At 59.0% G+C, this 23667-nt stretch carries 19 protein-coding genes; 13 read left to right on the forward strand and 6 right to left on the reverse strand.

Annotated features, from left to right (window positions below):
* Positions 1–44 precede the first annotated feature (44 nt).
* On the reverse strand, positions 45–1385 hold the full coding sequence (rimO, locus tag PSEBG33_RS20660; RefSeq protein WP_005785474.1) for a 30S ribosomal protein S12 methylthiotransferase RimO: 1341 nt from the start codon (positions 1383–1385) through the stop codon (positions 45–47).
* A gap of 289 nt (positions 1386–1674) precedes the next feature.
* On the opposite strand from rimO, the gene PSEBG33_RS20655 reads away from it, so the two are divergent.
* The 3 genes from PSEBG33_RS20655 to PSEBG33_RS20645 all read left to right on the forward strand — a co-directional run bounded on the left by PSEBG33_RS20655 (position 1675) and on the right by PSEBG33_RS20645 (position 5295).
* Positions 1675–3576 carry a potassium transporter Kup gene (locus PSEBG33_RS20655; RefSeq protein WP_005785476.1) on the forward strand — a complete coding sequence of 634 codons (1902 nt, stop codon included), beginning with the start codon at positions 1675–1677 and terminating at the stop codon, positions 3574–3576.
* A gap of 126 nt (positions 3577–3702) precedes the next feature.
* Complete coding sequence (locus PSEBG33_RS20650; protein WP_005785478.1) at positions 3703–4809, forward strand: NADH:flavin oxidoreductase/NADH oxidase; 1107 nt, start codon at positions 3703–3705, stop codon at positions 4807–4809.
* 300 nt (positions 4810–5109) lie between these two features.
* Positions 5110–5295: a hypothetical protein gene (locus tag PSEBG33_RS20645; RefSeq protein ID WP_005785481.1), complete on the forward strand. Its 186-nt coding sequence runs from the start codon at positions 5110–5112 to the stop codon at positions 5293–5295.
* Between the two features lie 53 nt (positions 5296–5348).
* Here the strand turns inward: PSEBG33_RS20645 and PSEBG33_RS20640 are convergent, their stop codons facing one another.
* On the reverse strand, positions 5349–6974 hold the full coding sequence (locus tag PSEBG33_RS20640; protein ID WP_005785483.1) for a glucan biosynthesis protein D: 1626 nt from the start codon (positions 6972–6974) through the stop codon (positions 5349–5351).
* A gap of 304 nt (positions 6975–7278) precedes the next feature.
* On the opposite strand from PSEBG33_RS20640, the gene PSEBG33_RS20635 reads away from it, so the two are divergent.
* The 8 genes from PSEBG33_RS20635 to PSEBG33_RS20600 all read left to right on the forward strand — a co-directional run bounded on the left by PSEBG33_RS20635 (position 7279) and on the right by PSEBG33_RS20600 (position 16972).
* On the forward strand, positions 7279–7998 hold the full coding sequence (locus PSEBG33_RS20635) for a tellurite resistance TerB family protein (protein ID WP_005785485.1): 720 nt from the start codon (positions 7279–7281) through the stop codon (positions 7996–7998).
* Positions 7999–8549: 551 nt separating this feature from the next.
* Positions 8550–10172, forward strand: coding sequence for a methyl-accepting chemotaxis protein (locus PSEBG33_RS20630; RefSeq protein ID WP_005785487.1), 1623 nt, complete (start codon positions 8550–8552; stop codon positions 10170–10172).
* Complete coding sequence (locus PSEBG33_RS20625) at positions 10172–10684, forward strand: chemotaxis protein CheW (protein WP_005785488.1); 513 nt, start codon at positions 10172–10174, stop codon at positions 10682–10684. The genes PSEBG33_RS20630 and PSEBG33_RS20625 overlap by 1 nt, the downstream gene beginning before the upstream one ends.
* A complete protein-coding gene (locus PSEBG33_RS20620) occupies positions 10681–11937 on the forward strand; it encodes a CheR family methyltransferase (protein WP_005785490.1) in 1257 nt (418 codons plus the stop codon). Before PSEBG33_RS20625 ends, PSEBG33_RS20620 begins: the two co-directional genes overlap by 4 nt.
* The gene (locus PSEBG33_RS20615) at positions 11934–12635 is read left to right on the forward strand and encodes a chemotaxis protein CheW (protein WP_005785492.1); all 702 of its coding nucleotides are present in this window, start codon (positions 11934–11936) and stop codon (positions 12633–12635) included. The genes PSEBG33_RS20620 and PSEBG33_RS20615 overlap by 4 nt, the downstream gene beginning before the upstream one ends.
* Complete coding sequence (locus PSEBG33_RS20610) at positions 12632–14911, forward strand: hybrid sensor histidine kinase/response regulator (protein WP_005785494.1); 2280 nt, start codon at positions 12632–12634, stop codon at positions 14909–14911. Before PSEBG33_RS20615 ends, PSEBG33_RS20610 begins: the two co-directional genes overlap by 4 nt.
* The gene (locus tag PSEBG33_RS20605) at positions 14908–15918 is read left to right on the forward strand and encodes a chemotaxis response regulator protein-glutamate methylesterase (RefSeq protein ID WP_005785497.1); all 1011 of its coding nucleotides are present in this window, start codon (positions 14908–14910) and stop codon (positions 15916–15918) included. Before PSEBG33_RS20610 ends, PSEBG33_RS20605 begins: the two co-directional genes overlap by 4 nt.
* 52 nt (positions 15919–15970) lie before the next feature.
* Positions 15971–16972: a response regulator gene (locus PSEBG33_RS20600; protein WP_005785499.1), complete on the forward strand. Its 1002-nt coding sequence runs from the start codon at positions 15971–15973 to the stop codon at positions 16970–16972.
* 148 nt (positions 16973–17120) lie between these two features.
* Here the strand turns inward: PSEBG33_RS20600 and PSEBG33_RS28490 are convergent, their stop codons facing one another.
* The 4 genes from PSEBG33_RS28490 to PSEBG33_RS20590 form a co-directional block, all read right to left on the reverse strand.
* On the reverse strand, positions 17121–17375 hold the full coding sequence (locus tag PSEBG33_RS28490) for a bacteriocin immunity protein (RefSeq protein ID WP_087945225.1): 255 nt from the start codon (positions 17373–17375) through the stop codon (positions 17121–17123).
* Between the two features lie 30 nt (positions 17376–17405).
* Complete coding sequence (locus PSEBG33_RS20595; RefSeq protein ID WP_032803299.1) at positions 17406–17672, reverse strand: bacteriocin immunity protein; 267 nt, start codon at positions 17670–17672, stop codon at positions 17406–17408.
* A gap of 218 nt (positions 17673–17890) precedes the next feature.
* Positions 17891–18145, reverse strand: coding sequence for a bacteriocin immunity protein (locus PSEBG33_RS26940; RefSeq protein WP_032803300.1), 255 nt, complete (start codon positions 18143–18145; stop codon positions 17891–17893).
* A 4-nt stretch (positions 18146–18149) separates the two neighbouring features.
* Positions 18150–20417, reverse strand: a complete 2268-nt coding sequence (locus PSEBG33_RS20590) for an S-type pyocin domain-containing protein (RefSeq protein ID WP_005785504.1) — start codon at positions 20415–20417, stop codon at positions 18150–18152.
* 535 nt (positions 20418–20952) lie between these two features.
* On the opposite strand from PSEBG33_RS20590, the gene prfB reads away from it, so the two are divergent.
* A protein-coding gene (gene prfB / locus PSEBG33_RS26950; RefSeq protein WP_098465888.1) for a peptide chain release factor 2 occupies positions 20953–22048 on the forward strand; the annotation gives its coding sequence in 2 pieces (ribosomal slippage) (positions 20953–21024 and positions 21026–22048; 1095 coding nt in all).
* 80 nt (positions 22049–22128) lie between these two features.
* Positions 22129–23631: a lysine--tRNA ligase gene (gene lysS / locus PSEBG33_RS20585; protein WP_005785507.1), complete on the forward strand. Its 1503-nt coding sequence runs from the start codon at positions 22129–22131 to the stop codon at positions 23629–23631.
* Positions 23632–23667 lie beyond the last annotated feature (36 nt).

A 23667-nucleotide genomic window follows, 5' to 3' on the forward strand; every position in this document is an offset into this window, starting at 1 on the left:
CTTGTCAGAGGCGGGGCTTTTTCAAAATATTACGCAAACACGCTTCAGTCGCGCTTTTCAGCCCACAAGTCGTACTCGTCGGCGTCGGTCACGGTGCACCAGACCTTGTCGCCCGGCTTCAAGCCGCTGGCATCGTCAATAAACACGTTGCCGTCGATTTCCGGTGCATCGAAAAAGCAGCGGCCAACGGCGCCTTGCTCGTCAACTTCGTCGATCAGCACTTCGATTTCCTTGCCGATGCGCAGTTGCAGGCGTGCAGAGCTGATCGCCTGTTGGTGCGCCATGAAGCGCTCCCAACGATCTTGCTTGACGTCGTCCGGCACCACGGCCAGGTCCAGCAGGTTGGCCGGAGCGCCTTCCACCGGCGAGTACTGGAAGCAGCCGACGCGGTCCAGCTGCGCTTCGGTCAGCCAGTCGAGCAGGTACTGGAAGTCTTCTTCGGTCTCGCCGGGGAAGCCGACGATGAAAGTGGAACGGATGATCAGCTCCGGGCAGATCTCGCGCCAGTTCTTGATACGCGCCAGGGTCTTGTCTTCGAACGCCGGGCGTTTCATTGCCTTGAGCACTTTGGGGCTGGCGTGCTGGAACGGGATGTCCAGGTACGGCAGGATCTTGCCGGCGGCCATCAACGGGATCAGCTCGTCCACGTGCGGGTACGGGTAAACGTAGTGCAGGCGCACCCACACGCCCAGGCTGCTGAGGGCTTCGCAGAGTTCGGTCATGCGGGTTTTCACCGGCGCGCCGTTCCAGAAACCGGTGCGGTATTTCACGTCGACGCCGTAGGCGCTGGTGTCCTGGGAGATTACCAGCAACTCCTTGACGCCGGATTTGACCAGGCGCTGGGCCTCGTCGAGCACGTCACCCACCGGGCGGCTTACCAGTTTGCCGCGCATCGACGGGATGATGCAGAAGCTGCAGCTGTGGTTGCAGCCTTCGGAAATCTTCAGATACGCGTAGTGGCGTGGGGTCAGCTTGATACCTTGAGGCGGCACCAGATCGATCAGCGGGTTGTGATCCTGGCGTGGCGGCACCACGTCATGCACGGCGTTGACCACCTGCTCATACTGCTGCGGGCCGGTCACAGCCAGCACGCTTGGGTGCACGTTGCGGATATTGCCTTCTTCCACACCCATGCAACCGGTGACGATGACCTTGCCGTTTTCCTTGATGGCTTCGCCGATCACTTCCAAAGACTCGGCCTTGGCCGAATCAATAAAGCCGCAGGTGTTGACCACCACCACATCGGCGTCCTGGTAAGTGGACACGACGTCATAGCCTTCCATACGCAGTTGCGTGAGGATGCGCTCGGAGTCGACCAGAGCCTTCGGGCAACCCAGGGAAACAAAGCCAACCTTGGGGTTGGCTTTTGCGATGGTGGTGGACATGTCTAACCTCGGTATTGAATGACGCTGCCGGTCGTGCACGACAAGGCAACGGATGGACGCTTGGTGCGCCTCTGATCAAAAAGTGCGCAATTCTATCGGCGGGCAGCGCACTTGACCAGCTTTATGCAGGGAAATGCGACGAGTGCTGCGCTATGCTTCGCGCCGTTGCGCACGGGTAATGCCCTTGGGTCAATAAAACGTCTGTTTCGAGAAGTAAAACAGCGCATGCTAGGGTCAGCTTAGTCGTGCTGTTTATAAAAGACCTTGGGTCAAAGGGCAGGAGTGGTTGATGGGTCAGGCAAGTAGTCAGGCAGCAGGTGCCGAGCATTCAAACGCCAAACCGATTGGCATGCTGGTGGCGGCAGTCGGGGTGGTTTATGGCGATATCGGGACCAGCCCGCTCTACACCCTTAAAGAGGTGTTCAACGGCGGTTACGGGGTGCAGGTCAATCATGACGGCGTGTTGGGGATCCTGGCGCTGATCTTCTGGTCGCTGATCTGGGTGGTGTCGATCAAGTACATGTTGTTCGTGCTACGTGCCGACAACCAGGGCGAGGGCGGCATCATGGCGCTCACGGCGTTGGCGCGGCGGGCAGCCGGGGAGCGCGCTAAATTGCGCAGTTTCCTGGTGGTGTGCGGCCTGTGTGGCGCGGCGCTCTTTTATGGCGACAGCATGATCACCCCGGCGATTTCGGTATTGTCGGCCATTGAAGGCCTGGAACTGGCGTTCGACGGCCTGGAAAAATGGGTGGTGCCCATTGCGTTGATCGTGCTGGTGGCGCTGTTTCTGATCCAGAAACACGGCACCGATCGTATCGGCAAGCTGTTCGGCCCGGTGATGGTCACCTGGTTCCTGGTGTTGGGCGGTCTCGGGGTGTACGGCATTCTGCAGCAGCCTGAAGTATTGAATGCGCTGAACCCTGCATGGGGCGTGCGCTTCTTTATGGTTCACCCCGGCATCGGCGTGGCAATTCTTGGCGCGGTGGTGCTGGCCTTGACCGGCGCCGAAGCGTTGTACGCCGACATGGGCCACTTCGGGCGCAAGCCTATCGCCCGTGCCTGGTTCATCCTGGTGCTGCCGGCGCTGGTGCTCAACTATTTCGGCCAGGGCGCGATGCTGCTGGGCGATCCGGAGGCCGCGCGCAACCCGTTTTACCTGCTGGCACCGAGCTGGGCGCTGATCCCGCTGGTGGGCTTGTCCACCCTGGCGACCGTGATCGCGTCCCAGGCAGTCATTTCCGGTGCGTTCTCGTTGACCCGCCAGGCGATCCAGTTGGGTTACATCCCGCGTATGCACATCCAGCACACTTCGAGTGCCGAGCAAGGCCAGATCTACATCGGCGCCGTGAACTGGTCGTTGATGGTGGGCGTGATCCTGCTGGTGCTGGGCTTCGAATCTTCCGGTGCCCTGGCGTCGGCCTACGGCGTAGCGGTGACCGGCACCATGCTGATGACCACCATCCTGGTGTCGGCGGTCATGCTGTTGCTGTGGAAGTGGCCACCAGTGCTGGCGGTGCCGGTGTTGCTCTGCTGCTTGCTGGTGGACGGTCTGTTTTTCGCCGCCAACGTGCCCAAGGTGATCCAGGGCGGCGCGTTCCCGGTACTGGCGGGGATCGTGTTGTTCGTGTTGATGACCACCTGGAAGCGCGGCAAGCAATTGCTGGTCGAGCGCCTCGACGAGGGTGGGCTGCCATTGCCGATTTTTATCAGCAGCATCCGCGTGCAGCCGCCTCATCGCGTGCAGGGCACGGCGGTGTTCCTGACCGCGCGCCCGGATGCGGTGCCCCACGCGCTGTTGCATAACCTGCTGCACAACCAGGTGCTGCATGAGCAGGTGGTGCTGCTGACGGTGGTCTACGAAGACATTCCACGGGTGCCTGCCGCACGGCGTTTCGAGGTGGACTCCTACGGTGAGGGTTTCTTTCGCGTGATCCTGCATTTCGGGTTCACCGATGAGCCGGACGTGCCCGAAGCGCTGAAGCTGTGTCATCTGGATGATCTGGATTTCAGCCCGATGCGCACCACCTATTTCCTCAGCCGCGAGACCGTGATCGCCTCGCGCATCAAGGGCATGGCGCGCTGGCGCGAAACCTTGTTCGCCTTCATGTTGAAGAACGCCAACGGTAACCTGCGCTTCTTCAAGCTGCCGGTAAACCGTGTGATCGAGCTGGGCACCCAGGTCGAAATGTAAGGCGCTGCATAACGGGAGCCGGCAATCGGCTCCCGCTTTCCTTTCTGAACCCTGTGCAATCGATGGTTGTCGACTAGGCTCTAAACACTGTTGAACAGTGCCCATAGAACCCAGAAGAGGTGCGCCATGAGTCAGCTGCTCGAACCCTATACCCTGCGCCAATTGACCCTGCTCAACCGCATCGCGGTCTCGCCGATGTGCCAATACTCCAGCGACGACGGCCTGGCCAATGATTGGCACCTGGTGCATCTCGGCAGCCGAGCCGTGGGGGGCGCGGGGTTGATTTTCACCGAAGCCACCGCCGTGACGGCTGATGGGCGTATCACCGCCCAGGACCTGGGCCTGTGGAACGACGCCCAGATCGAGCCGCTGCGGCGTATCACGCGCTTTATCGCGGCCCAGGGCGCGGTGGCGGGTATTCAACTGGCCCATGCCGGGCGCAAGGCCAGCACCCATCGTCCCTGGATCGGCAAACATGGCAGTGTCAAGCCGGAGGAGGGCGGGTGGGTGCCGGTGGGCCCTTCGCCGATTGCCTTCGACCCCAATCACACCCAGCCCAAGCAATTGGACGAAGGGCAGATCCAGCAAGTAATCGCCGACTTTGTCGCTGCCGCCAAGCGTGCCTTGACCGCAGGTTTTGAAGTGGTGGAAATCCATGCTGCCCATGGCTACCTGCTGCACCAGTTTCTCTCGCCCATCAGCAACCAGCGTCAGGACCACTACGGTGGCTCGTTCGAAAACCGCATTCGCCTGGTGCTGGAGGTGACCAAGGCCGTACGTGCGGCCTGGCCTCAGGAGTTGCCACTGTTTGTGCGGGTATCGGCCACCGATTGGGTGGAGGACGGCTGGAACCCGGATGAAACCGTGGAATTGGCGCGCCGCCTGAAAGACTTGGGTGTTGACCTGATCGATGTGTCCTCCGGCGGCACCGCCGCCAATGCCGAGATCCCCACCGGCCCGGGCTACCAGACGCGCTTCGCCGAGCGCGTGCGCAAGGAATCAGGCATCGCCACTGGCACGGTTGGCATGATTACCGAACCGGCCCAGGCCGAGCACATCCTGCGCACCTGCCAGGCCGACATCATCTTCCTGGCCCGTGAACTGCTGCGCGACCCGTACTGGCCGCTGCATGCCGACGATGACCTGGGCGGGCGCAAGGCTATCTGGCCGGCGCAGTACCAGCGGGCAACCCATCGGGACCAGCCGATCCATGAATCGGATCTGCGCGATTGATCCCGCGCACAGTTAGGTCGAACCCACCCTGATACGGTGGGTTTTTTCTTGCGGTTGCCAGAACTTGCGTCCTGTATCGACCACGGCGTAAGCAAGCGCTGTAGGGTTTTATTACCGAGGCCATTTTTTTAAGTGAATACTCTAAAAAAATCCCACGTGCCACGAGATAGTTTCTAAGCTTAGGGTAAGCCTGGTTCCTAGCCCAGGGAGGTAGGCCGCTTGACCACGAAAGCGTTGTGCTTCGGGGGAGTTTGGAAATGGGCACCAGGAGTATTTGACTGATATCAGGAGTAGTGGTCCATGGCCAAATCCTATGGCGTAGCGGGTGCGATGGCGTCTTTTCTGAGCCGCCGGATGTCATTGCGGGGTCGAAGGTTGAGTTCGGATGAAATGGAGTTGCTGGCCCAGTACCGGGCGCTGACCGAGAGTGATCAGGTGGCGATGCGGTATCTGATTGGCGCGATGAAAAGCGTATCGCGGTTCTAAGCCACCTGCGATCATTCCCACGCTGCGACGTGGGAATGATCAGGCGGTTAATTTCAGGTGTACTTGCGCTGCTCCGGTGCGGGCGGGAAGTACTGATACAGCCAGGTTTCGCTCAGGGTGCGGTCTTGGGTGCGAATAAACAGGCGCAGCTCCACCGGCTCCACACTGTCGCTGGTGGGGTACCAGTCGAACAGGATGCGATAGCCCTTGATGTTATCCAGCACCAGCACGCTGAAATCCTTCACCTCACCATGGGAGCAGGTCACCACCGGCTCGATGCCGGTGCCCGCTGGCAGGCGATCCAGCCCGCCGCCTTTGAAGTCTACGGCGAAACGCCGCGCCCACACCTTCGGGTAATGCTCGCCGGGTGCCCAGCCTTCGGTAAAACCACCCATGCCTGACCGGGTCGCGTCGACCTGCGCCAACGGCGTGCTCACCGGTGGCAGTGCGCTCCAGTACAACTTGTAGCCATAGTTGAGCGAATCACCCGCGGCCACGGGCTTTTTCGGGGTCCAGAAGGCGACGATATTGTCCAGGGTTTCGCCGGTGGTGGGGATCTCCAGCAGGTCGATCGAGCCTTCACCCCACGCGGTGGTAGGTTCAACCCACAGGCTTGGGCGTTTGCTGTACCAGTCGACGGTGTCCTGGTAGCTGGCGAACTCATGGTCGGTCTGCACCAGGCCGAAGCCTTTGGGGTCGGTGTCGGCGAACGCGTTGAATTGCAGCTTGGCCGGGTTGTTCAACGGGCGGCAGATCCACTCGCCATTGCCGCGCCACATGGCCAGGCGGTCCGAGTCGTGGATTTGCGGGTGGATGGTGTCGCACATGCGCCGTTCATGGGTGCCGCAACTGAACATGCTGGTCATGGGTGCGATGCCCAATTGTTCGATGGCGGTGCGTGCATTGATGTGCGCGTCGATTGCCATCACCACCTGTTTGGCCTGGCAGTCGATATCGAAGCGGTAGGCGCCGGTGGCGCTTGGCGAGTCGAGCAGGGCATAGACCACAAAACGGGTGGCATTCTTGTCCGGAGTTTCGAACCAGAACTGCGTGAAATCGGGGAATTCCTCGCGTTTTTTCGCGTAGGTATCAATCGCCAGGCCACGGGCCGACAGGCCATATTGGCCGGTGGAATCCACCGCACGAAAGTAGCTGGCGCCGAGAAACGACAGCACGTCATGGCGGTCCAGCTCCGGCGCCTTGAACAGCTTGAAGCCGGAAAAACCCAGGTCGCCGGTCAGTTGCTGGGTGTCCACCGTGGTTTTTTCATAGTTGAACAGCGAAGGGCGGAAATGCACTTCGCGAGCCTCGCGGGTCTTGGGGTCGACACTGTGCATGCGCACCGGCGTCTTGAAACCCATGCCGACATGGAAGAACTGCACGTCCAGTTGGCCGTTCAACTCTTTCCACAACGAATGGTTACCGTCGTAGCCAATGGCGTTGAAATTCTGCGGGGTCATGGTGGCCAGGGTTGGCGGCAGCACCTGCTTAGTGTCTTGATAGCCACGGGTGGCCAGTTGCTTGGCTTGCGCCTTGAGCGTTTCGAAATCGAACGCCACGGCCTTGCCGTCGGCGGCACGGTTCCCGGCCCAAGCCTGCGCGGCCAGCAGGCCGCTGGCCGACAAACCGGTGTAAGCCGCAATGGCCATGGATGCTTTGAGCAAATTCCTGCGGTGCATAGAGACAACCTGTCGTGAGCAAATCCCGCGCCGTTCCTGGCACGTAGCGGATCAGAAATAACGGTTCGGACATGCCTTCGGCCAAACGCAACGGACAATAAACAGACGCCGGATAGCTTAAGCGGTTCGATGAACAAGGCAAATTGATTGATGGCGGGATGATGGCCTTGCATATGCAACAAGACGTTTCCTGGTTGGCATACCCGCGTTACATCTGGAAGCACTCTAGATCGCGGCTTTTTGGCACTTCGTCTTACGCTGGGGGCCTATTGATCCTATGAACCCAAGTGTCTGGAGGCTACGAATGAATACCCGCGGATTGCTCGATCAGTTGCTCAAGTCTGGCCAGGATATGTTGCAAAACAAGGCTGGCGGCCAACGCAAATCCAACGACAAAAGCGCCCTTGGCGGTTTACTCGGCGGTAGCGGGCTGGGCAGCATGCTCGGCGGTGCCGGCGGCGGCGCCCTGGCGGCCGGAGCCATGGGCTTGCTGCTGGGCAACAAAAAAGCGCGCAAATTCGGCGGCAAGGCCCTGACCTACGGCGGCCTGGCCGCATTGGGTGTGATTGCCTATAAAGCCTACGGCAACTGGCAAGCCCAGCAAGCCAGCGCCCCCCAAGGCGAACCACAAACCATCGACCGCCTGCCTCCGGCCCAGGTTGAACAACACAGCCAGGGCATTCTCAAGGCACTGGTGGCCGCCGCAAAGGCAGACGGCCATGTGGATGAGCGCGAGCGCGCGTTGATCGAAGGCGAATTCACCAAGCTGGACAACGACCAGGAACTGCAACACTGGCTGCACGCCGAACTCAACAAGCCCCTGGACCCCACCGACGTCGCCCGCGCCGCCAGCACCCCGGAAATGGCCGCCGAAATGTACATCGCCAGCGTCATGCTGGTGGATGAGGAAAATTTCATGGAAAAAGCCTACCTGGATGAACTGGCCCGCCAACTGAAACTTGAACCCGGCTTAAAGCTGGAGCTGGAAAAGCAAGTGCGGCTCAACGCAGCTCTGCCCCGCTAACCACGATGCGAAGCGAGCCGCTCTTGATCTTGCTCTTGATCTGCTTTTGATCTCAGGCGCCCCGTTAAACCACGCTGGCCGGAATTCGACAGGGATTTGGGGGGTAAACCGGCAGGGATGCCGGTTTAGCCGCCCCGCGCCATGGATGGCGCGTGGCGGCGGCCCCCCAAATCACTGGCGGATTACGGGCACACCGAGCCTAAGCGAGGTGCCGAGTGGTGGGGCAAGAGCCTTTTGGTTACTTTGGGGCTCTTTTCCAAAGTGACCCGCTGTAAAAGCGGAACCAATAGCGGCCGTCACCTGAATAACGGATATGTACTCGGTCTGATCCAACATCCCAACCAACCCTGAGGCCGCCATCGGGAGCAAGTCGAACCGTCGCACCGCCCCTCCCACATTTGCTCCGGGCCCCTTCAGTTAGATCCCTGTAGCCAAAGATGCTACCCATCCCGCTTACGCATTCTGTGGATCCCCCCTCAAAAGCGTTGATAAACCCGAGCATCCGCTCAGCTATACTCCCCTCCATTTGAATGCCCCTGCGAGGAATTACTGTGAAGAACTGGACCCTGCGCCAAAGGATTTTGGCGAGCTTTGCGGTAATTATCGCCATCATGCTGCTGATGGTGGTGCTCTCCTATTCGCGCCTGCTCAAGATCGAAGCCAGCGAAAACTCCGTGCGCGACGACGCCGTGCCCGGCGTGTTTTTCAGCTCGATGATCCGCAGCGCCTGGGTCGACAGCTACCTGCAAACCCAGGAACTGGTCGGGATCCACGAAAACCAGGGCATTTCCGAGGAAGACAAGCAGGACTACAAGTCATTCGAAGCGCGGCTTGAGCAGCACATGGCCAGTTACGCGGGCACGATCAATATCACCCAGGATCGGACCGAATTCGATGCCTTCGAAAAACTGCACCAGAACTACAACGCCATTCTCGCCCAGGTCCTGGCGGCTCATCAGAGCAACAACCCGGCCGAGGCGCTAAGGCTGTTCAACGAACAACTGACCCCCGCCTGGACCGCAGGCCGCATGAAGCTCAACGACATCATCAATGAGAACAAACAGGTCGCCGACAATGCCACCGCTGCCATCGATGATGCCGTAGCAGCGGCAAAGGTCAGCATGGGCGTCTCGCTGCTGCTGGCGATTCTCGCCGCGGCGCTGTGCGGCCTGTTGCTGATGCGCGCGATCATGGCGCCGATGCAGCGTATCGTGCAGATCCTCGAGGTCATGCGCACCGGCGACCTGAGCAAGCGCCTGAACCTGGAGCGCAAGGACGAATTCAACGCGGTCGAAACCGGCTTCAACGACATGATGACCGAGCTGACTGCCCTGGTGTCCCAGGCGCAGCGTTCGTCGGTGCAGGTCACCACCTCGGTCACCGAGATCGCCGCGACCTCCAAGCAGCAACAGGCCACCGCCACGGAAACCGCAGCCACCACCACGGAAATCGGCGCCACCTCCCGCGAGATTGCGGCCACGTCCAAGGATCTGGTGCGTACCATGACCGAAGTGTCCACCGCCGCCGACCAGGCCTCGGTGGCCGCCGGTTCCGGCCAGCAGGGCCTGGCACGCATGGAAGAGACCATGCACTCGGTGATGGGCGCCGCCGACCTGGTCAACGCCAAGCTGGCGATCCTCAATGAAAAGGCCGGCAACATCAACCAGGTGGTGGTGACCATCGTCAAGGTGGCTGACCAGACCAACCTGTTGTCTCTCAATGCCGCCATCGAAGCGGAGAAAGCCGGTGAATACGGTCGCGGCTTTGCCGTGGTGGCCACCGAAGTGCGCCGCCTGGCCGACCAGACTGCCGTGGCAACCTACGACATCGAGCAAATGGTGCGTGAGATCCAGTCAGCGGTGTCGGCGGGCGTGATGGGCATGGACAAGTTCTCCGAGGAAGTCCGCCGGGGTATGTTCGAAGTGCAGCAAGTGGGCGAGCAACTGTCGCAGATCATCCACCAGGTACAGGCCCTGGCGCCGCGGGTGTTGATGGTCAACGAAGGCATGCAGGCCCAGGCCACCGGCGCCGAACAGATCAACCACGCGCTGGTGCAATTGGGCGATGCCAGCAGCCAGACCGTCGAATCCCTGCGTCAGGCCAGCTTTGCCATTGATGAGCTGAGCCAGGTCGCGGTGGGTCTGCGCAGCGGCGTGTCGCGTTTCAAAGTCTGATGAGCGATCTCGCGGCTAAACGCGTCGCCGTCCCGGCAGCGAAAACGGCGTTGTTCCTGGTGTTTCGCATCGGCAACGAACGCTTTGCCCTAAAGGCCACCGAAGTGGCGGAGGTGCTGCCGCGCCTGCCGCTCAAACCCATCGCCCATGCGCCACTGTGGGTGGCGGGTATCTTTGCGCATCGCGGCGCGCTGGTGCCGGTAATCGATGTCAGTGCCCTGACGTTCGGCACCCCGGCCCAGGCTCGCACCAGCACGCGGCTGGTGCTGGTCAACTACCAGCCGCAACCCTGGAGTGAAGCGCGTGGGCTGGGGCTGATCCTGGAGCAGGCCACCGACACCCTGCGTTGCGACCCCGCCGAGTTCCAGCCTTATGGCGTGGACAACCAGCAGGCGCCCTACCTGGGGCCGGTACGCGAGGATGCACAGGGCTTGATGCAGTGGATTGGCATTGCCGAGCTGCTGAGCGCTGAAGTACGCGCCTTGCTGTTTTGCGCCGAGTTAAGCCTATGAGCAGTGACCCGCGTTTTTCGGCGTTCTTGAAAGAACGCATCGGCCTGGACGTTGCCTCGGTGGGCGAGGCGATCATCGAGCGTGCGGTGCGCCAGCGCTGCCAAGCCTCCCAGGCGCAGTCGACGGAGGCCTACTGGCAGCTCCTGCAACATTCCCACGACGAGCAGCAGGCACTGATCGAAGCGGTGATCGTTCCCGAGACCTGGTTTTTCCGCTACCCCGAGTCCTTTGCGACCTTGGCCCGCCTGGCCCAACTGCGGCTGGTCGAGATCAAGCAGATGCGCGCGCTGCGCATCCTCAGCCTGCCGTGTTCGACTGGCGAAGAGCCCTATTCGATTGCCATGGCCTTGTTGGATGCGGGCCTGGCGCCCCATCAGTTCAAGGTTCAGGGGATGGACGTCAGCCCGCTGTCGGTGGAACGTGCCCGGCGCGGTGTGTACGGCAAGAACTCGTTTCGCGGGGCCGATCTCGAATTTCGCGACCGCCACTTCACAGAAGAAACCGGCGGTTACCGCATCGCCGACCGGGTGCGCGAGCAAGTGCGTCTGCAAGTGGGCAACTTGCTCGACCCGACACTGCTGGCCAACGAGCCGACCTACGATTTTGTGTTCTGCCGCAACCTGTTGATCTACTTCGACCAGCCGACCCAGAAGCAAGTATTTGATGTGCTCAAGGAACTGACTCATGTGGACGGTGTGCTGTTTATCGGCCCGGCCGAGGGCAGCCTGCTGGGGCGCCATGGCATGCGTTCGATTGGCGTGCCGCAATCCTTTGCCTTCAGTCGACACGTAGAGCAGACCCCGCCGCCGGTATTCGTGCCGATGCCCGCGCCAGCACCGCAGCGCAGTGCAGCACCGATACCACTCAAGCCGCGTCCGTTCAGCACGGTCAGCACTCAGGTGCCGCCGGTCAAGGTGCCCCACACCGACGCAGGGGATTTGCTCGGCCAGATCGCGACCCTGGCCAATGAAGGCAAAAGTGCGGAGGCCCGGGCCGCCTGTGAGCGTTATTTAAGCAGCCACCCGCCGGTTGCCCAGGTGTTCTATTGGTTGGGGTTGCTCAGCGATGTGGCCGGCAGCGCCTTGGAAGCCCAGGGGTATTACCGAAAAGCCTTGTACCTGGAACCGCAGCATTCGCAGGCCTTGATGCATCTGGCTGCGTTGCTCGAATCCCAGGGCGACAGTGCGGGAGCGCGCCGGCTACAAGCCCGCGCCGCCCGTAGCGAGCGAGCACACAGTGAGTCCGAACGATGAACAGCCCTGACGCGCTCGACACCGCAGGCCTGGACCTGACGCTGACCGATACCCAAGCCATCGATGACTGCTGGAACCGTATCGGCATTCATGGCGACAGGTCCTGCCCACTGCTGGACGAGCATATTCACTGCCGCAACTGCTCGGTGTATTCCGCCGCCGCCACGCGCCTGCTCGACCGCTATGCCCTGCAGCAGGATGATCAGCGCTCGCAGGCCGCTGCCGAAGCGGGTAGCGAGGTGGTCACCCGTTCGCTGTTGATGTTCCGCCTCGGTGAAGAATGGCTCGGTATCGCCACCCGCTGCCTGGTGGAAGTGGCGCCATTGCAACCGATCCACTCCTTGCCGCACCAGCGTTCCCGTGCGCTGCTGGGGGTGGCCAACGTGCGGGGTGCGCTGGTGGCGTGCCTATCGCTGGTGGAACTGCTGGGCCTGGACAGCACCAGCAGCGGGCCCAGTGGCGGGCGGATCATGCCGCGCATGTTGATCATTGCCGCCCAGGACGGTCCGATCGTCGTGCCGGTGGATGAAGTGGATGGCATTCATGCCATCGATGAGCGCACCTTGAACGCGGCCTCGGCCTCCGGTACCCAGGCCAGCGCACGCTATACCCAAGGTGTGTTGCAGTTCAAAGGCCGCAGCCTGCGCTGGCTGGACGAAGCGCAATTGTTGTCCGCCGTGACCCGGAGCCTCGCATGACCCCCGACCAGATGCGTGATGCCTCGCTGTTGGAGCTGTTCAGCCTGGAGGCCGATGCGCAAACCCAGGTATTGAGCGCCGGCCTGCTGGCCCTGGAGCGCAACCCGACCCAGGCGGATCAACTTGAAGCCTGTATGCGCGCCGCACATTCGCTCAAGGGCGCGGCGCGGATTGTTGGGGTGGATGCCGGGGTCGGCGTGGCCCACGTCATGGAGGATTGCCTGGTCAGCGCCCAGGAAGGTCGTCTGTACCTGCAACCGGAACATATCGATGCGTTGTTGCAAGGCACTGACCTGCTGATGCGTATCGCCACGCCAGGCAACAGCGTGGGGCCGTTGGATATCCAGGCGTACGTGGAGTTGATGGAGCGTCTGCTTGACCCGGCGCAGCCACCCGCTACGCCGGCGCCAAAAGCCGAGCCCGAGCCTGCTCCGGCGCCTATCGTTGAAGCATTGCCGCAAGAGCCAGAGGTTGCACCGCCCGTCAGCAGTGAGCCACCGCGTCAGAACAAGCGCATCACCGAGGGTGGCGAGCGTGTACTGCGGGTTACCGCCGAGCGCTTGAACAGCCTGTTGGACCTGTCGAGCAAGTCCTTGGTGGAAACCCAGCGGCTCAAGCCTCACCTGGCCAGTATGCAACGCCTCAAGCGCATTCAAAGCAACAGCCTGCGCGCCCTCGATACCCTGGACGGTCACCTCAAGCACCTGGATTTGAATCTTGAGACTCAGGAAGCCCTGGCCGATACCCGCCGCTTGTTGAGCGAAGCTCAGGCACTGCTGGCGGATAAAAACGCGGAACTTGACGAGTACGCCTGGCAGGCCGGCCAGCGCGCCCAGGTGCTTTACGACACCGCACTGGCCTGCCGCATGCGACCGTTTGCCGACGTGCTGGCGGGGCAGGTGCGCATGGTGCGTGACCTCGGTCGCAGCCTGGGCAAGCAAGTGCGCCTGGAAATCGAAGGCGAAAAGACCCAGGTCGATCGAGACGTCCTGGAAAAACTTGAAGCACCGCTCACTCATTTACTGCGCAATGCGGTCGACCACGGCATCGAAACGCCCGAGCAGCGGCTGCTGGCGGGCAAACCGGCGGAAGGCCTGATCCGCCTGCGTGCGTCCCATCAAGCCGGGTTGCTGGTACTGGAATTGAGCGACGACGGCAACGGTGTCGATCTGGAGCGCCTGCGCGGCACCATTGTCGAACGTAATCTGTCGCCGGTGGAAACTGCCCTGCGCCTGAGCGAAGAGGAACTGCTGACGTTCCTGTTCCTGCCGGGGTTCAGCTTGCGCGACAAGGTCACCGAGGTGTCCGGTCGTGGCGTTGGCCTGGATGCAGTGCAGCATATGGTTCGCCAACTGCGTGGCGCGGTGGTACTGGAGCAGACGGCGGGGCAGGGCAGTCGCTTCCATCTGGAAGTGCCGTTGACCTTGTCGGTGGTGCGCAGCCTGGTGGTGGACGTGGGCGAAGAAGCCTATGCCTTCCCCCTGGCCCACATTGAACGTATGTGTGACCTGGCTCCCGACGACATTGTGCAACTGGAAGGCCGCCAACACTTCTGGCACGAGGGCCGACATGTGGGCCTGGTTGCCGCCAGCCAGTTGCTGCAGCGCCCACCGGGGCAGAGTCCTTCGCAGACCCTGAAAGTCGTGGTGATCCGCGAGCGCGATGCCGTGTACGGGATTGCCGTGGAGCGCTTTATCGGTGAACGCACCCTGGTGGTGTTGCCGCTGGATGATCGCCTGGGCAAGGTCCAGGATATTTCTGCAGGGGCCTTGCTCGATGACGGCTCGGTGGTACTGATCGTCGATGTCGAAGACATGCTGCGTTCGGTGGATAAATTGCTCAACACCGGCCGCCTGGAACGTATCGCCCGGCGCAGCCAGCAGGCCACCGAAGCACCGCGCAAGCGCGTGCTGGTGGTAGACGACTCGCTGACCGTACGCGAGCTGCAACGCAAATTATTACTCAATCGTGGTTATGAAGTCGCTGTTGCGGTCGATGGCATGGATGGCTGGAACGCATTGCGCTCCGAGGACTTCGACCTGCTTATCACTGATATTGATATGCCTCGCATGGACGGTATTGAATTGGTCACACTTTTGCGTCGTGACAGTCGCCTGCAATCGTTGCCGGTGATGGTGGTTTCCTACAAGGATCGTGAAGAAGACCGACGTCGTGGACTCGACGCGGGCGCCGACTATTATTTAGCCAAAGCCAGTTTCCATGACGACGCCTTGCTCGACGCCGTGGTTGAACTGATTGGAGGCGCCCGGGCATGAGGATTGCGATCGTCAATGACATGCCCCTGGCGATAGAGGCCTTGCGCCGCGCCTTGAGCTTTGAGCCCGCCCACGAGGTGGTGTGGGTGGCCAGCAATGGCCTGGAAGCGGTGCGCCGCTGTGCCGAGCTGACCCCGGACCTGATCCTGATGGACCTGATCATGCCGGTGATGGATGGGGTGGAGGCTACCCGGCAGATCATGGCTGACACGCCTTGCCCTATCGTGATCGTTACTGTCGACCGCCAGGCCAACGTCAGCCGCGTATTCGAAGCCATGGGCCACGGAGCGCTGGATGTGGTGGATACCCCGGCGCTGGGCGTAGGCAACCCCAAGGATGCGGCGGCACCGCTATTGCGCAAGATCCTCAATATCGGTTGGTTGATTGGCCAGCGCGGCACGCGTGTGCGTGCCGAAACCCCACCGCAACGGGGCACAGGCAAGCGTCAACGGCTGGTGGCCATTGGTTCTTCAGCGGGTGGGCCGGCGGCGCTGGAGGTTCTGCTCAAGGGCTTGCCGCGGGATTTTCCCGCCGCCATCGTGCTGGTGCAGCATGTGGACCAGGTCTTCGCCGCCGGCATGGCCGAGTGGCTGAGCAGCGCCTCCGGCCTGCCCGTGCGCCTGGCCTGTGAGGGCGAGCCGCCCCAGGCCGGCGTGGTCTTGCTGGCCGGCACCAACCATCATATTCGCTTGTTGAAAAATGGCACGCTAGCCTATACCGCAGAGCCGGTGAACGAGATTTACCGGCCCTCCATCGACGTGTTTTTCGAAAGCGTCGCCAGTTACTGGACCGGTGACGCCGTCGGCGTACTACTGACCGGCATGGGGCGCGACGGGGCCCAGGGCCTCAAGCTGATGCGCGAACAAGGATATTTGACCATCGCCCAGGATCAGCAGAGCTCGGCGGTGTACGGCATGCCCAAAGCGGCGGCGGCGATTGATGCTGCTGTTGAAATTCGCCCACTGGATAGAATTGCGCCCCGATTGCTGGAGGTCTTTGCAAAATGATCGAAAATCTCCCGCCGTGCTGGCTTGCAGGTAGTAATTCAGGTGACTGCACATGAATGATTTACAGCTCGACGACTTCAAGACCGATGAGAACGCCGCCATGGTGCTGCTGGTCGACGATCAGGCCATGATCGGCGAAGCCGTGCGGCGCGGCCTGTCCCATGAAGAAAACATCGACTTCCACTTTTGCGCCGACCCGCACCAGGCGATTGCCCAGGCGATCCGCATCAAGCCGACGGTGATCCTGCAGGACCTGGTGATGCCCGGCCTCGACGGTCTGACCTTGGTGCGTGAATACCGCAATCACCCGGCGACCGCGAATATCCCGATCATCGTGCTGTCCACCAAGGAAGACCCGCTGATCAAGAGTGCGGCCTTCGCGGCCGGCGCCAACGATTACCTGGTCAAGCTGCCCGACAACATCGAACTGGTGGCGCGTATCCGCTACCACTCGCGGTCCTACATGACGCTGTTGCAGCGTGACGCGGCCTACCGTGCGCTGCGGGTCAGCCAGCAACAGTTGCTGGATACCAACCTGGTGCTGCAACGCCTGATGAACTCCGACGGCCTGACCGGGCTGTCCAACCGCCGCCACTTCGACGAATACCTGGAACTGGAGTGGCGCCGTGCCATGCGCGACCAGACCCAACTGTCGCTGCTGATGATCGACGTGGACTTCTTCAAGACCTACAACGACAGCTTCGGCCACGTCGAAGGCGATGAAGCCTTGCGCAAAGTCGCCGCCGCTATCCGCGACGCCAGCAGCCGCCCTTCGGACTTGCCGGCGCGATACGGCGGCGAAGAGTTCGCGCTGGTACTGCCCAATACCTCGCCGGGCGGCGCACGGTTGGTTGCAGAAAAATTGCGCATGGCGGTGGCGGCCCTGAAAATCCCGCACATTGCCCCGGCAGAAGGGGCGAGCCTGACCATCAGCATTGGCCTGTCGACCTTGACGCCGGTGCAGGGCACGGACTGCCGGCAACTGATCATGGCGGCGGACAAGGGGCTGTATACGGCCAAGCATAATGGGCGTAATCAGGTTGGTATCGAGTGAGTTGAGGCTGTACCCCATTAAAATGTGGGAGGGGCTTCCCTCCCACATTGTGAGCGCGGTATTCGTCCAGATTAAGTGCACATGAACGTGGTTGAACGAAGAAACCCGCCATCTATGTAGCGTCGATGGAAGGGGGATTGCAGAGAGATTATTCTATTTTAAATCCAGGCCTGCCATTAGCCGCACGCCACTCTTTAACTTCTTTTACAATGCCCTCCGGGCTGTCTTCTCTGTCAGCTCTTGGATAGTAGACGAGATCTGATCCGTCAGGATGCTCCGTAAGTCGCTTGAATGCTAATAGCATTTCGTCATCTTCTTCCTCAGTGCGAGCACTCGCATCACAAAGAGAAGTTACAAAACTTAAAAATTCGCTTTCTGTGTACTCGGAAATTGAGGTTTTCATCTTAATTACCCAGTTGAATGGCCGTATTTATTATGGCTCAACCTTAAATCCATGCTTGTTATTGGTGGCTCGCCAGTTTTCAACTCTTTCAGTTATAGCTTCAATTGTACTTTCTGTATCCGATGCGGTGTAATAAATAAGGTCTGTTCCTTCTGGGTGTTCAGTAATTAATTCGAAGTGTTGTAAAAGTTTATCTAGTCGCTCATCGGTTGGAGCGGTATTTTCCTTGAGTATTTCTTTCATGAATAATAAAAATTCATCTTTTGTATACTCGGAAAAACTTTGTTTGAGTTTCATCATTCGGCTCCTTTCTTATGAGGCTCCATGTGGCGTTTAGGGGTTAGTATGCGTAAATTTCAGCATTATGATTCTGACCGCCCATCGGCAGCCGTCTTCGAACTCATTCGAACCGGCAGGTCGATTGTGCTGTTGACTGCCGAGGTTATTGTCGACTCGTTGAGTGAAATAAGAAGTCTGCCATCGTTGTAGAACCGATGGCAGGGGATAGGGCGGCGTTATTCTATTCTGAAACCAGGCTTGCCATTATTCGCACGCCACTCTTTGACTTCTTTTACAATTCCTTCTGGGCTGTCTTCTCTGTCATCTCTTGGGTAGTAGATTAGATCCGCTCCGTCCGGGTGCTCCGTCAGGCGTTCAAACTCGAAAACCATTTCAATGTCTTCTTCTTCGGTGCGAACGCTGCTGTCACAAAGAGAGATTACAAAGTTCAGAAATTCGGTCTCTGTGTATTCGGTGATTAATGTTTTCATCTTTTTAGATGCCTTTTCTATGAATTTCTTTATGGCGTTTTGGAGTGACTATATAGATGTTGTCAATGTCAAAAATCTCGCCGCCTTGAGAAATGAAAATTTTGTGGTGAATTTCGAATTTAACAGATTCCCCCACCCACTCTGATTTGCTTGAAAAGGGAGTTTTCCCATCCAGCATTATCGACAAATTTTGACGTTTGAACTGACTTGCCAGTTCCGAGTCGTTGGCAACCGTTTTCCAGAAGGCTTCGCGAAATGCTCTGAAGTTTTTAAACTCCTGACCTTTAAGCTTGTCGGCAATTTGCGAAGGTATAGGGGAGCCTTCCCCTTGTGAGGCCGCTCCTAGCCAGGAACCGGTTATAGATTGCCCGTTGCCTGTCACAACTCCTGGGTCTTCCCGTCGATCCCTGAAAAACACATAGATGGGAGGTAAGCCAGAGTTGACCGGGAAGACAGTGATGAAGTCGTCAAATCCTGCCTCAGCAGCGGCTGGAAAACTGTCAATCCTTCCTTCAACGGGAGTTACGGTAGCTCCCGTATAGACAGGCGGTTCAGATTGATCAACGGGCAGCGTTGTTGAGCTATCCCCAGGGGCAACGATAGGTGTCCAGATCAACGTTCTTGGTGGAATGTCACTTGTCGTGACGGTGTATACCTTCTGCCCAGGATCATAGGTCGCAGCAACCACCTTGACCTTGGAAGGCACGCTTGTACCGTCGGCAGTGACCACTAATACTTCTGACCGCCCATCGGTAGCCGTCTTCGAACTCATTCGAACCGGCAGGTCGATTGTGCCGTTGACTGCCGAGGTTATCGTCGACTCGTTGAGGTCTGGTACCAAGGTTGAGATCGGTGTACCAAGCGCATAACGCTCTGGAAGTTCTCCATTTGCGAGTTTGGGGGAATAGACCAACGCTGAAACACCGACCATTAAGCCACTCGCGGTACTTGCGACCAACTCCGTCAATGCGGCCACTGCTGACCGAATAGCAGCTTGCAGCGTGATGGTAATCCCTTCTGCTGTTGCGATAGTCCCGACTGAGGTCATGACTATCGCTTGAGTCGCAGAAGCAGTGCCCGACAGTCGATAGGTATTGGTTGCTCGTACCGCTTCAATACGCGCCTGGGCCGTGGCTACCTGCTGCGCACGTCCCGCGAGGTCGCTGATTGCATTGGAGGCGTTGGCAAGAAACCGCGCGGACTCTGAATTCAGCACAAAATCATGGTGGCTGAGCCATCTCACCCCAAGCGCGGTATTCTGCTGCAGATAAATAAGCTGTTTCAGTCCCTCAAGCTCGGGTTTGCTCAGTGGCGGTGTAACCCGTGGGTTGGCTGCGGGATAGTAAATCATCAACCCGTTCCGGTTTATGGCTAACGGTGGGTCAATAGGTTTGATCGCAGCCATCGTTTCTTCGATCATTTTGTCCAGCGTGTTTTTGTAAAGCATGAGGGTCTGGTCGGGTGTCAATCCAACGACAGAACCTGCAAGAGAGGTGAGTTCCACCTGCAAATATTCCGGCAGCAACTGCACCTGAATTTCCAACTCATCGGCAATGGCCTTCAGATACTCATTGTGTAAATTTGCCCAGCCAGGATCATGTTCGGCTAAATTGGCCTCCAACGTTTGCCGGGCCTTTGCCAACCCTGAAAGTTTTTTAGCCAGAATGTCTATGGAGAGCGAGAGAGCCTTGAGTTCTTGCGCGGCTCTCCAAACGTTGTCGTAAAGTGTGTACGTATCGCCCAAATTTCTTATCGGGTCAGAGGATGCAAGCGTTTCACGTAGTTTTGTATAGGTTAAGTTTTCCATCAGATAAAAAGGGCTTTGATCATAGAGCCCATAGATGAGTGGCGCAGTATTGGCGTATTTGGTTTTTTTCGCGTCGATGATTTCAAGTGCGATTTTTTGATCGAGAATGGCTGAGGCTGTCTCTGTGAGTGGCTGTGAAGCTTTCGCGGCTTGCTGTTTCTCTGCGAGTTCGCGTTCAGTTTCAGTCGTTAGCGTTGCGAACCGTGCGCTGTACTCTGCGTCAATCAAGGATTGGTTGTACTTTTGCTCTCCAATGAAATCAGCGGTGGTGCTGGGGAAGTCAAACTGCTTGAAGCGGCTACGGTCTCCTTCACCTCGACGAGGCCCTTCTTGAAGGCCCCAGCCATCTCCACTTCCTGCGTAGCCTCCGCCTTCGCCACCCCAATAAGTGTTTCGTCTCCCGGCGGTAATTATCGTGGGCTTGAGTTCTAAAGGTTGTCCTGGTTGCCACCCTTGCTGTGCCATAGGGTCTCTCCGTTTTTTGTGAGAGTGATCGAGTTTGAAAGTTTGTACGTCCTGAAGACAAAGCTCAGTCGCTTTGATCGAACTTATTTGAGCGGGAAGGAATAAAAAACTGATGGCGTTTTGATTTGATTTTATGTCTGTAGGAGTATTTGTAAGACGGGTCTGAAACTGATGTATTTATATTCTTGTATATTTGTGACTTGAGTCTTGGGGCGATTTGGCTAGAAACCTAATTGTTTGTTTTTGTTCGGGTGGGTTGGATTGTGCTCTTTTAGGCGGGCTCTGATTTTGATGTTCAGATCATTTGTATAAACAGATGAACGGTCATTTTTGAGCGAGTAGTAGGTGTGGTTTTTCTAACGCGGGGTATCGCCCTCCCGCAGGAAACGCTTTGGTGGTCGCGCATCTGTTAGCGAAGCTGGCGTGAGGAGAGGAAGCGCCGCCTTGGCAGAATCGGCCAAGCGGGCTGCCGTTCCCAGCCGTTTGCCGTTATACTCGCCGGCTTTCAAAAGTTCGCCAACGAGTGCTGCCCGCCATGGAAATCAACCCGATCCTTAACACCATCAAGGACCTGTCCGAGCGCTCCGAAACTATTCGGGGGTATCTTTGACTACGATCAAAAGCATGAGCGTCTGACCGAGGTCAACCGCGAGCTTGAAGATCCGAGTGTCTGGAACAAACCTGAATACGCCCAGGAACTGGGGCGCGAGCGCGCTGCGCTGGCGCAGATCGTCGACACCCTCGACGAGCTGAACACCGGTCTGGCCGATTGTCGTGACCTGCTGGACATGGCTGTCGAAGAAAACGACGAAGGCGCAGTGGGCGATGTCGTCGCCGAGCTGGCCCGTCTCGAGGAAAACCTCGCCAAGCTTGAATTCCGCCGCATGTTCAGCCATGAAATGGACCCGAACAACGCCTACCTGGACATCCAGGCCGGTTCCGGCGGCACCGAGGCCCAGGACTGGGCCAACATCCTGCTGCGCATGTACCTGCGCTGGGCCGACAAGCGCGGTTTCGACGCGACCATCATGGAACTGTCCGCCGGTGAAGTCGCCGGTATCAAGGGCGCGACCGTGCATATCAAGGGTGAATACGCCTTTGGCTGGCTGCGTACCGAAATCGGTGTGCACCGCCTGGTGCGCAAGAGCCCCTTCGACTCCGGCAACCGTCGTCACACTTCGTTCTCCGCCGTTTTCGTCTCGCCAGAGATCGACGACAAGGTGGAAATCGAGATCAACCCGGCCGACCTGCGCATCGACACCTACCGTTCCTCCGGTGCCGGTGGTCAGCACGTAAACACCACTGACTCGGCCGTACGTATTACCCACGTACCGACCAACACCGTGGTCAGTTGCCAGAACGAACGTTCCCAGCACGCCAACAAGGATACCGCCATGAAAATGCTGCGGGCCAAGTTGTACGAGCAGGAAATGCAGAAGCGCAACGCCGCTTCCCAGGCGCTGGAAGACACCAAGTCGGATATCGGCTGGGGTCACCAGATCCGTTCGTATGTACTCGATGCGTCGCGGATCAAGGATCTGCGCACCAACATCGAACGCAGCGACTGCGACAAGGTACTCGACGGTGATATCGACGAATACCTGGAAGCCAGCCTGAAATCCGGCCTGTAACACCCCTGTAGGAGCGAGCTTGCTCGCGATCCCCAGCCGAAGGCTGGGGAAAACGTACCTGTGATGGAATTTCAAAAGACATGAGCGACCAACAACTCGACCCGCAAGCCCTGCAACAGGAAGAAAACTCCCTGATCGCCCTGCGCAAGGAAAAGCTTGCTGCCGAGCGCGCCAAGGGTAACGCCTTCCCCAACGACTTCCGCCGCGACAACTACTGCGATGCCTTGCAGAAACAGTACGCGGACAAGACCAAGGAAGAGCTGGCAGAAGCGGCGATCCCGGTCAAGGTGGCAGGTCGCATCATGCTCAACCGTGGCTCGTTCATGGTGATTCAGGACATGACCGGGCGTATCCAGGTCTACGTCAACCGTAAAACCCTCTCGGAAGAAACCCTGGCCTCGGTGAAAACCTGGGACATGGGTGACATCATCGCCGCAGAAGGCACCCTGGCCCGTTCCGGCAAGGGCGACCTGTACGTCGAAATGACCAGCGTGCGCCTGCTGACCAAGTCCTTGCGCCCGCTGCCGGACAAGCACCACGGCCTGACCGACACCGAGCAGCGCTATCGCCAGCGTTACGTTGACCTGATCGTCAACGAAGACGTGCGCCAGACCTTCCGTGTGCGTTCGCAAGTCATTGCCCACATCCGCAGCTTCCTGATGCAGCGTGACTTCCTGGAAGTGGAAACGCCGATGCTGCAAACCATCCCCGGTGGTGCCGCAGCCAAGCCATTTGAAACCCACCACAACGCGCTGGACATGGAAATGTTCCTGCGTATCGCGCCGGAGCTGTACCTCAAGCGCCTGGTGGTCGGCGGGTTTGAGAAGGTGTTCGAGATCAACCGCAACTTCCGTAACGAAGGCGTCTCGACCCGTCACAACCCTGAATTCACCATGTTGGAGTTCTACCAGGCCTACGCCGACTACGAAGACAACATGGACCTGACCGAAGAACTGTTCCGTGAACTGGCGCAGCTTGTTCTGGGGACTACCGACGTGCCGTACGGCGACAAGGTGTTCCACTTCGGCGAGCCGTTCGTGCGTCTTTCGGTGTTCGACTCGATCCTCAAGTACAACCCTGAGCTGACCGCTGACGATCTGAACGACATCGACAAGGCTCGCGCCATCGCCAAGAAAGCCGGTGCCAAGGTGTTGGGCTTTGAAGGCCTGGGCAAATTGCAGGTGATGATTTTCGAAGAGCTGGTCGAGCACAAGCTGGAGCAGCCACACTTCATTACCCAGTACCCGTTCGAAGTGTCGCCGCTGGCGCGTCGCAACGACGACAACCCGAACGTCACTGACCGTTTCGAACTGTTCATCGGCGGCCGCGAAATCGCCAACGCCTACTCCGAGCTTAACGACGCGGAAGATCAGGCCGAGCGCTTCATGGCTCAGGTGGCCGACAAGGACGCCGGCGATGACGAAGCCATGCACTACGACGCCGACTTCGTACGTGCCCTGGAGTACGGCATGCCGCCGACTGCTGGTGAAGGCATCGGCATCGACCGGCTGGTGATGTTGTTGACCAACTCGCCATCGATCCGCGATGTGATCCTGTTCCCGCACATGCGGCCACAAGCGTAACCGTTGCGAAATCCGAAGCCGCCTTTTACAAGGCGG

It is taken from the genome of Pseudomonas synxantha BG33R, from assembly GCF_000263715.2.
GTDB lineage: Bacteria > Pseudomonadota > Gammaproteobacteria > Pseudomonadales > Pseudomonadaceae > Aquipseudomonas > Aquipseudomonas synxantha_A.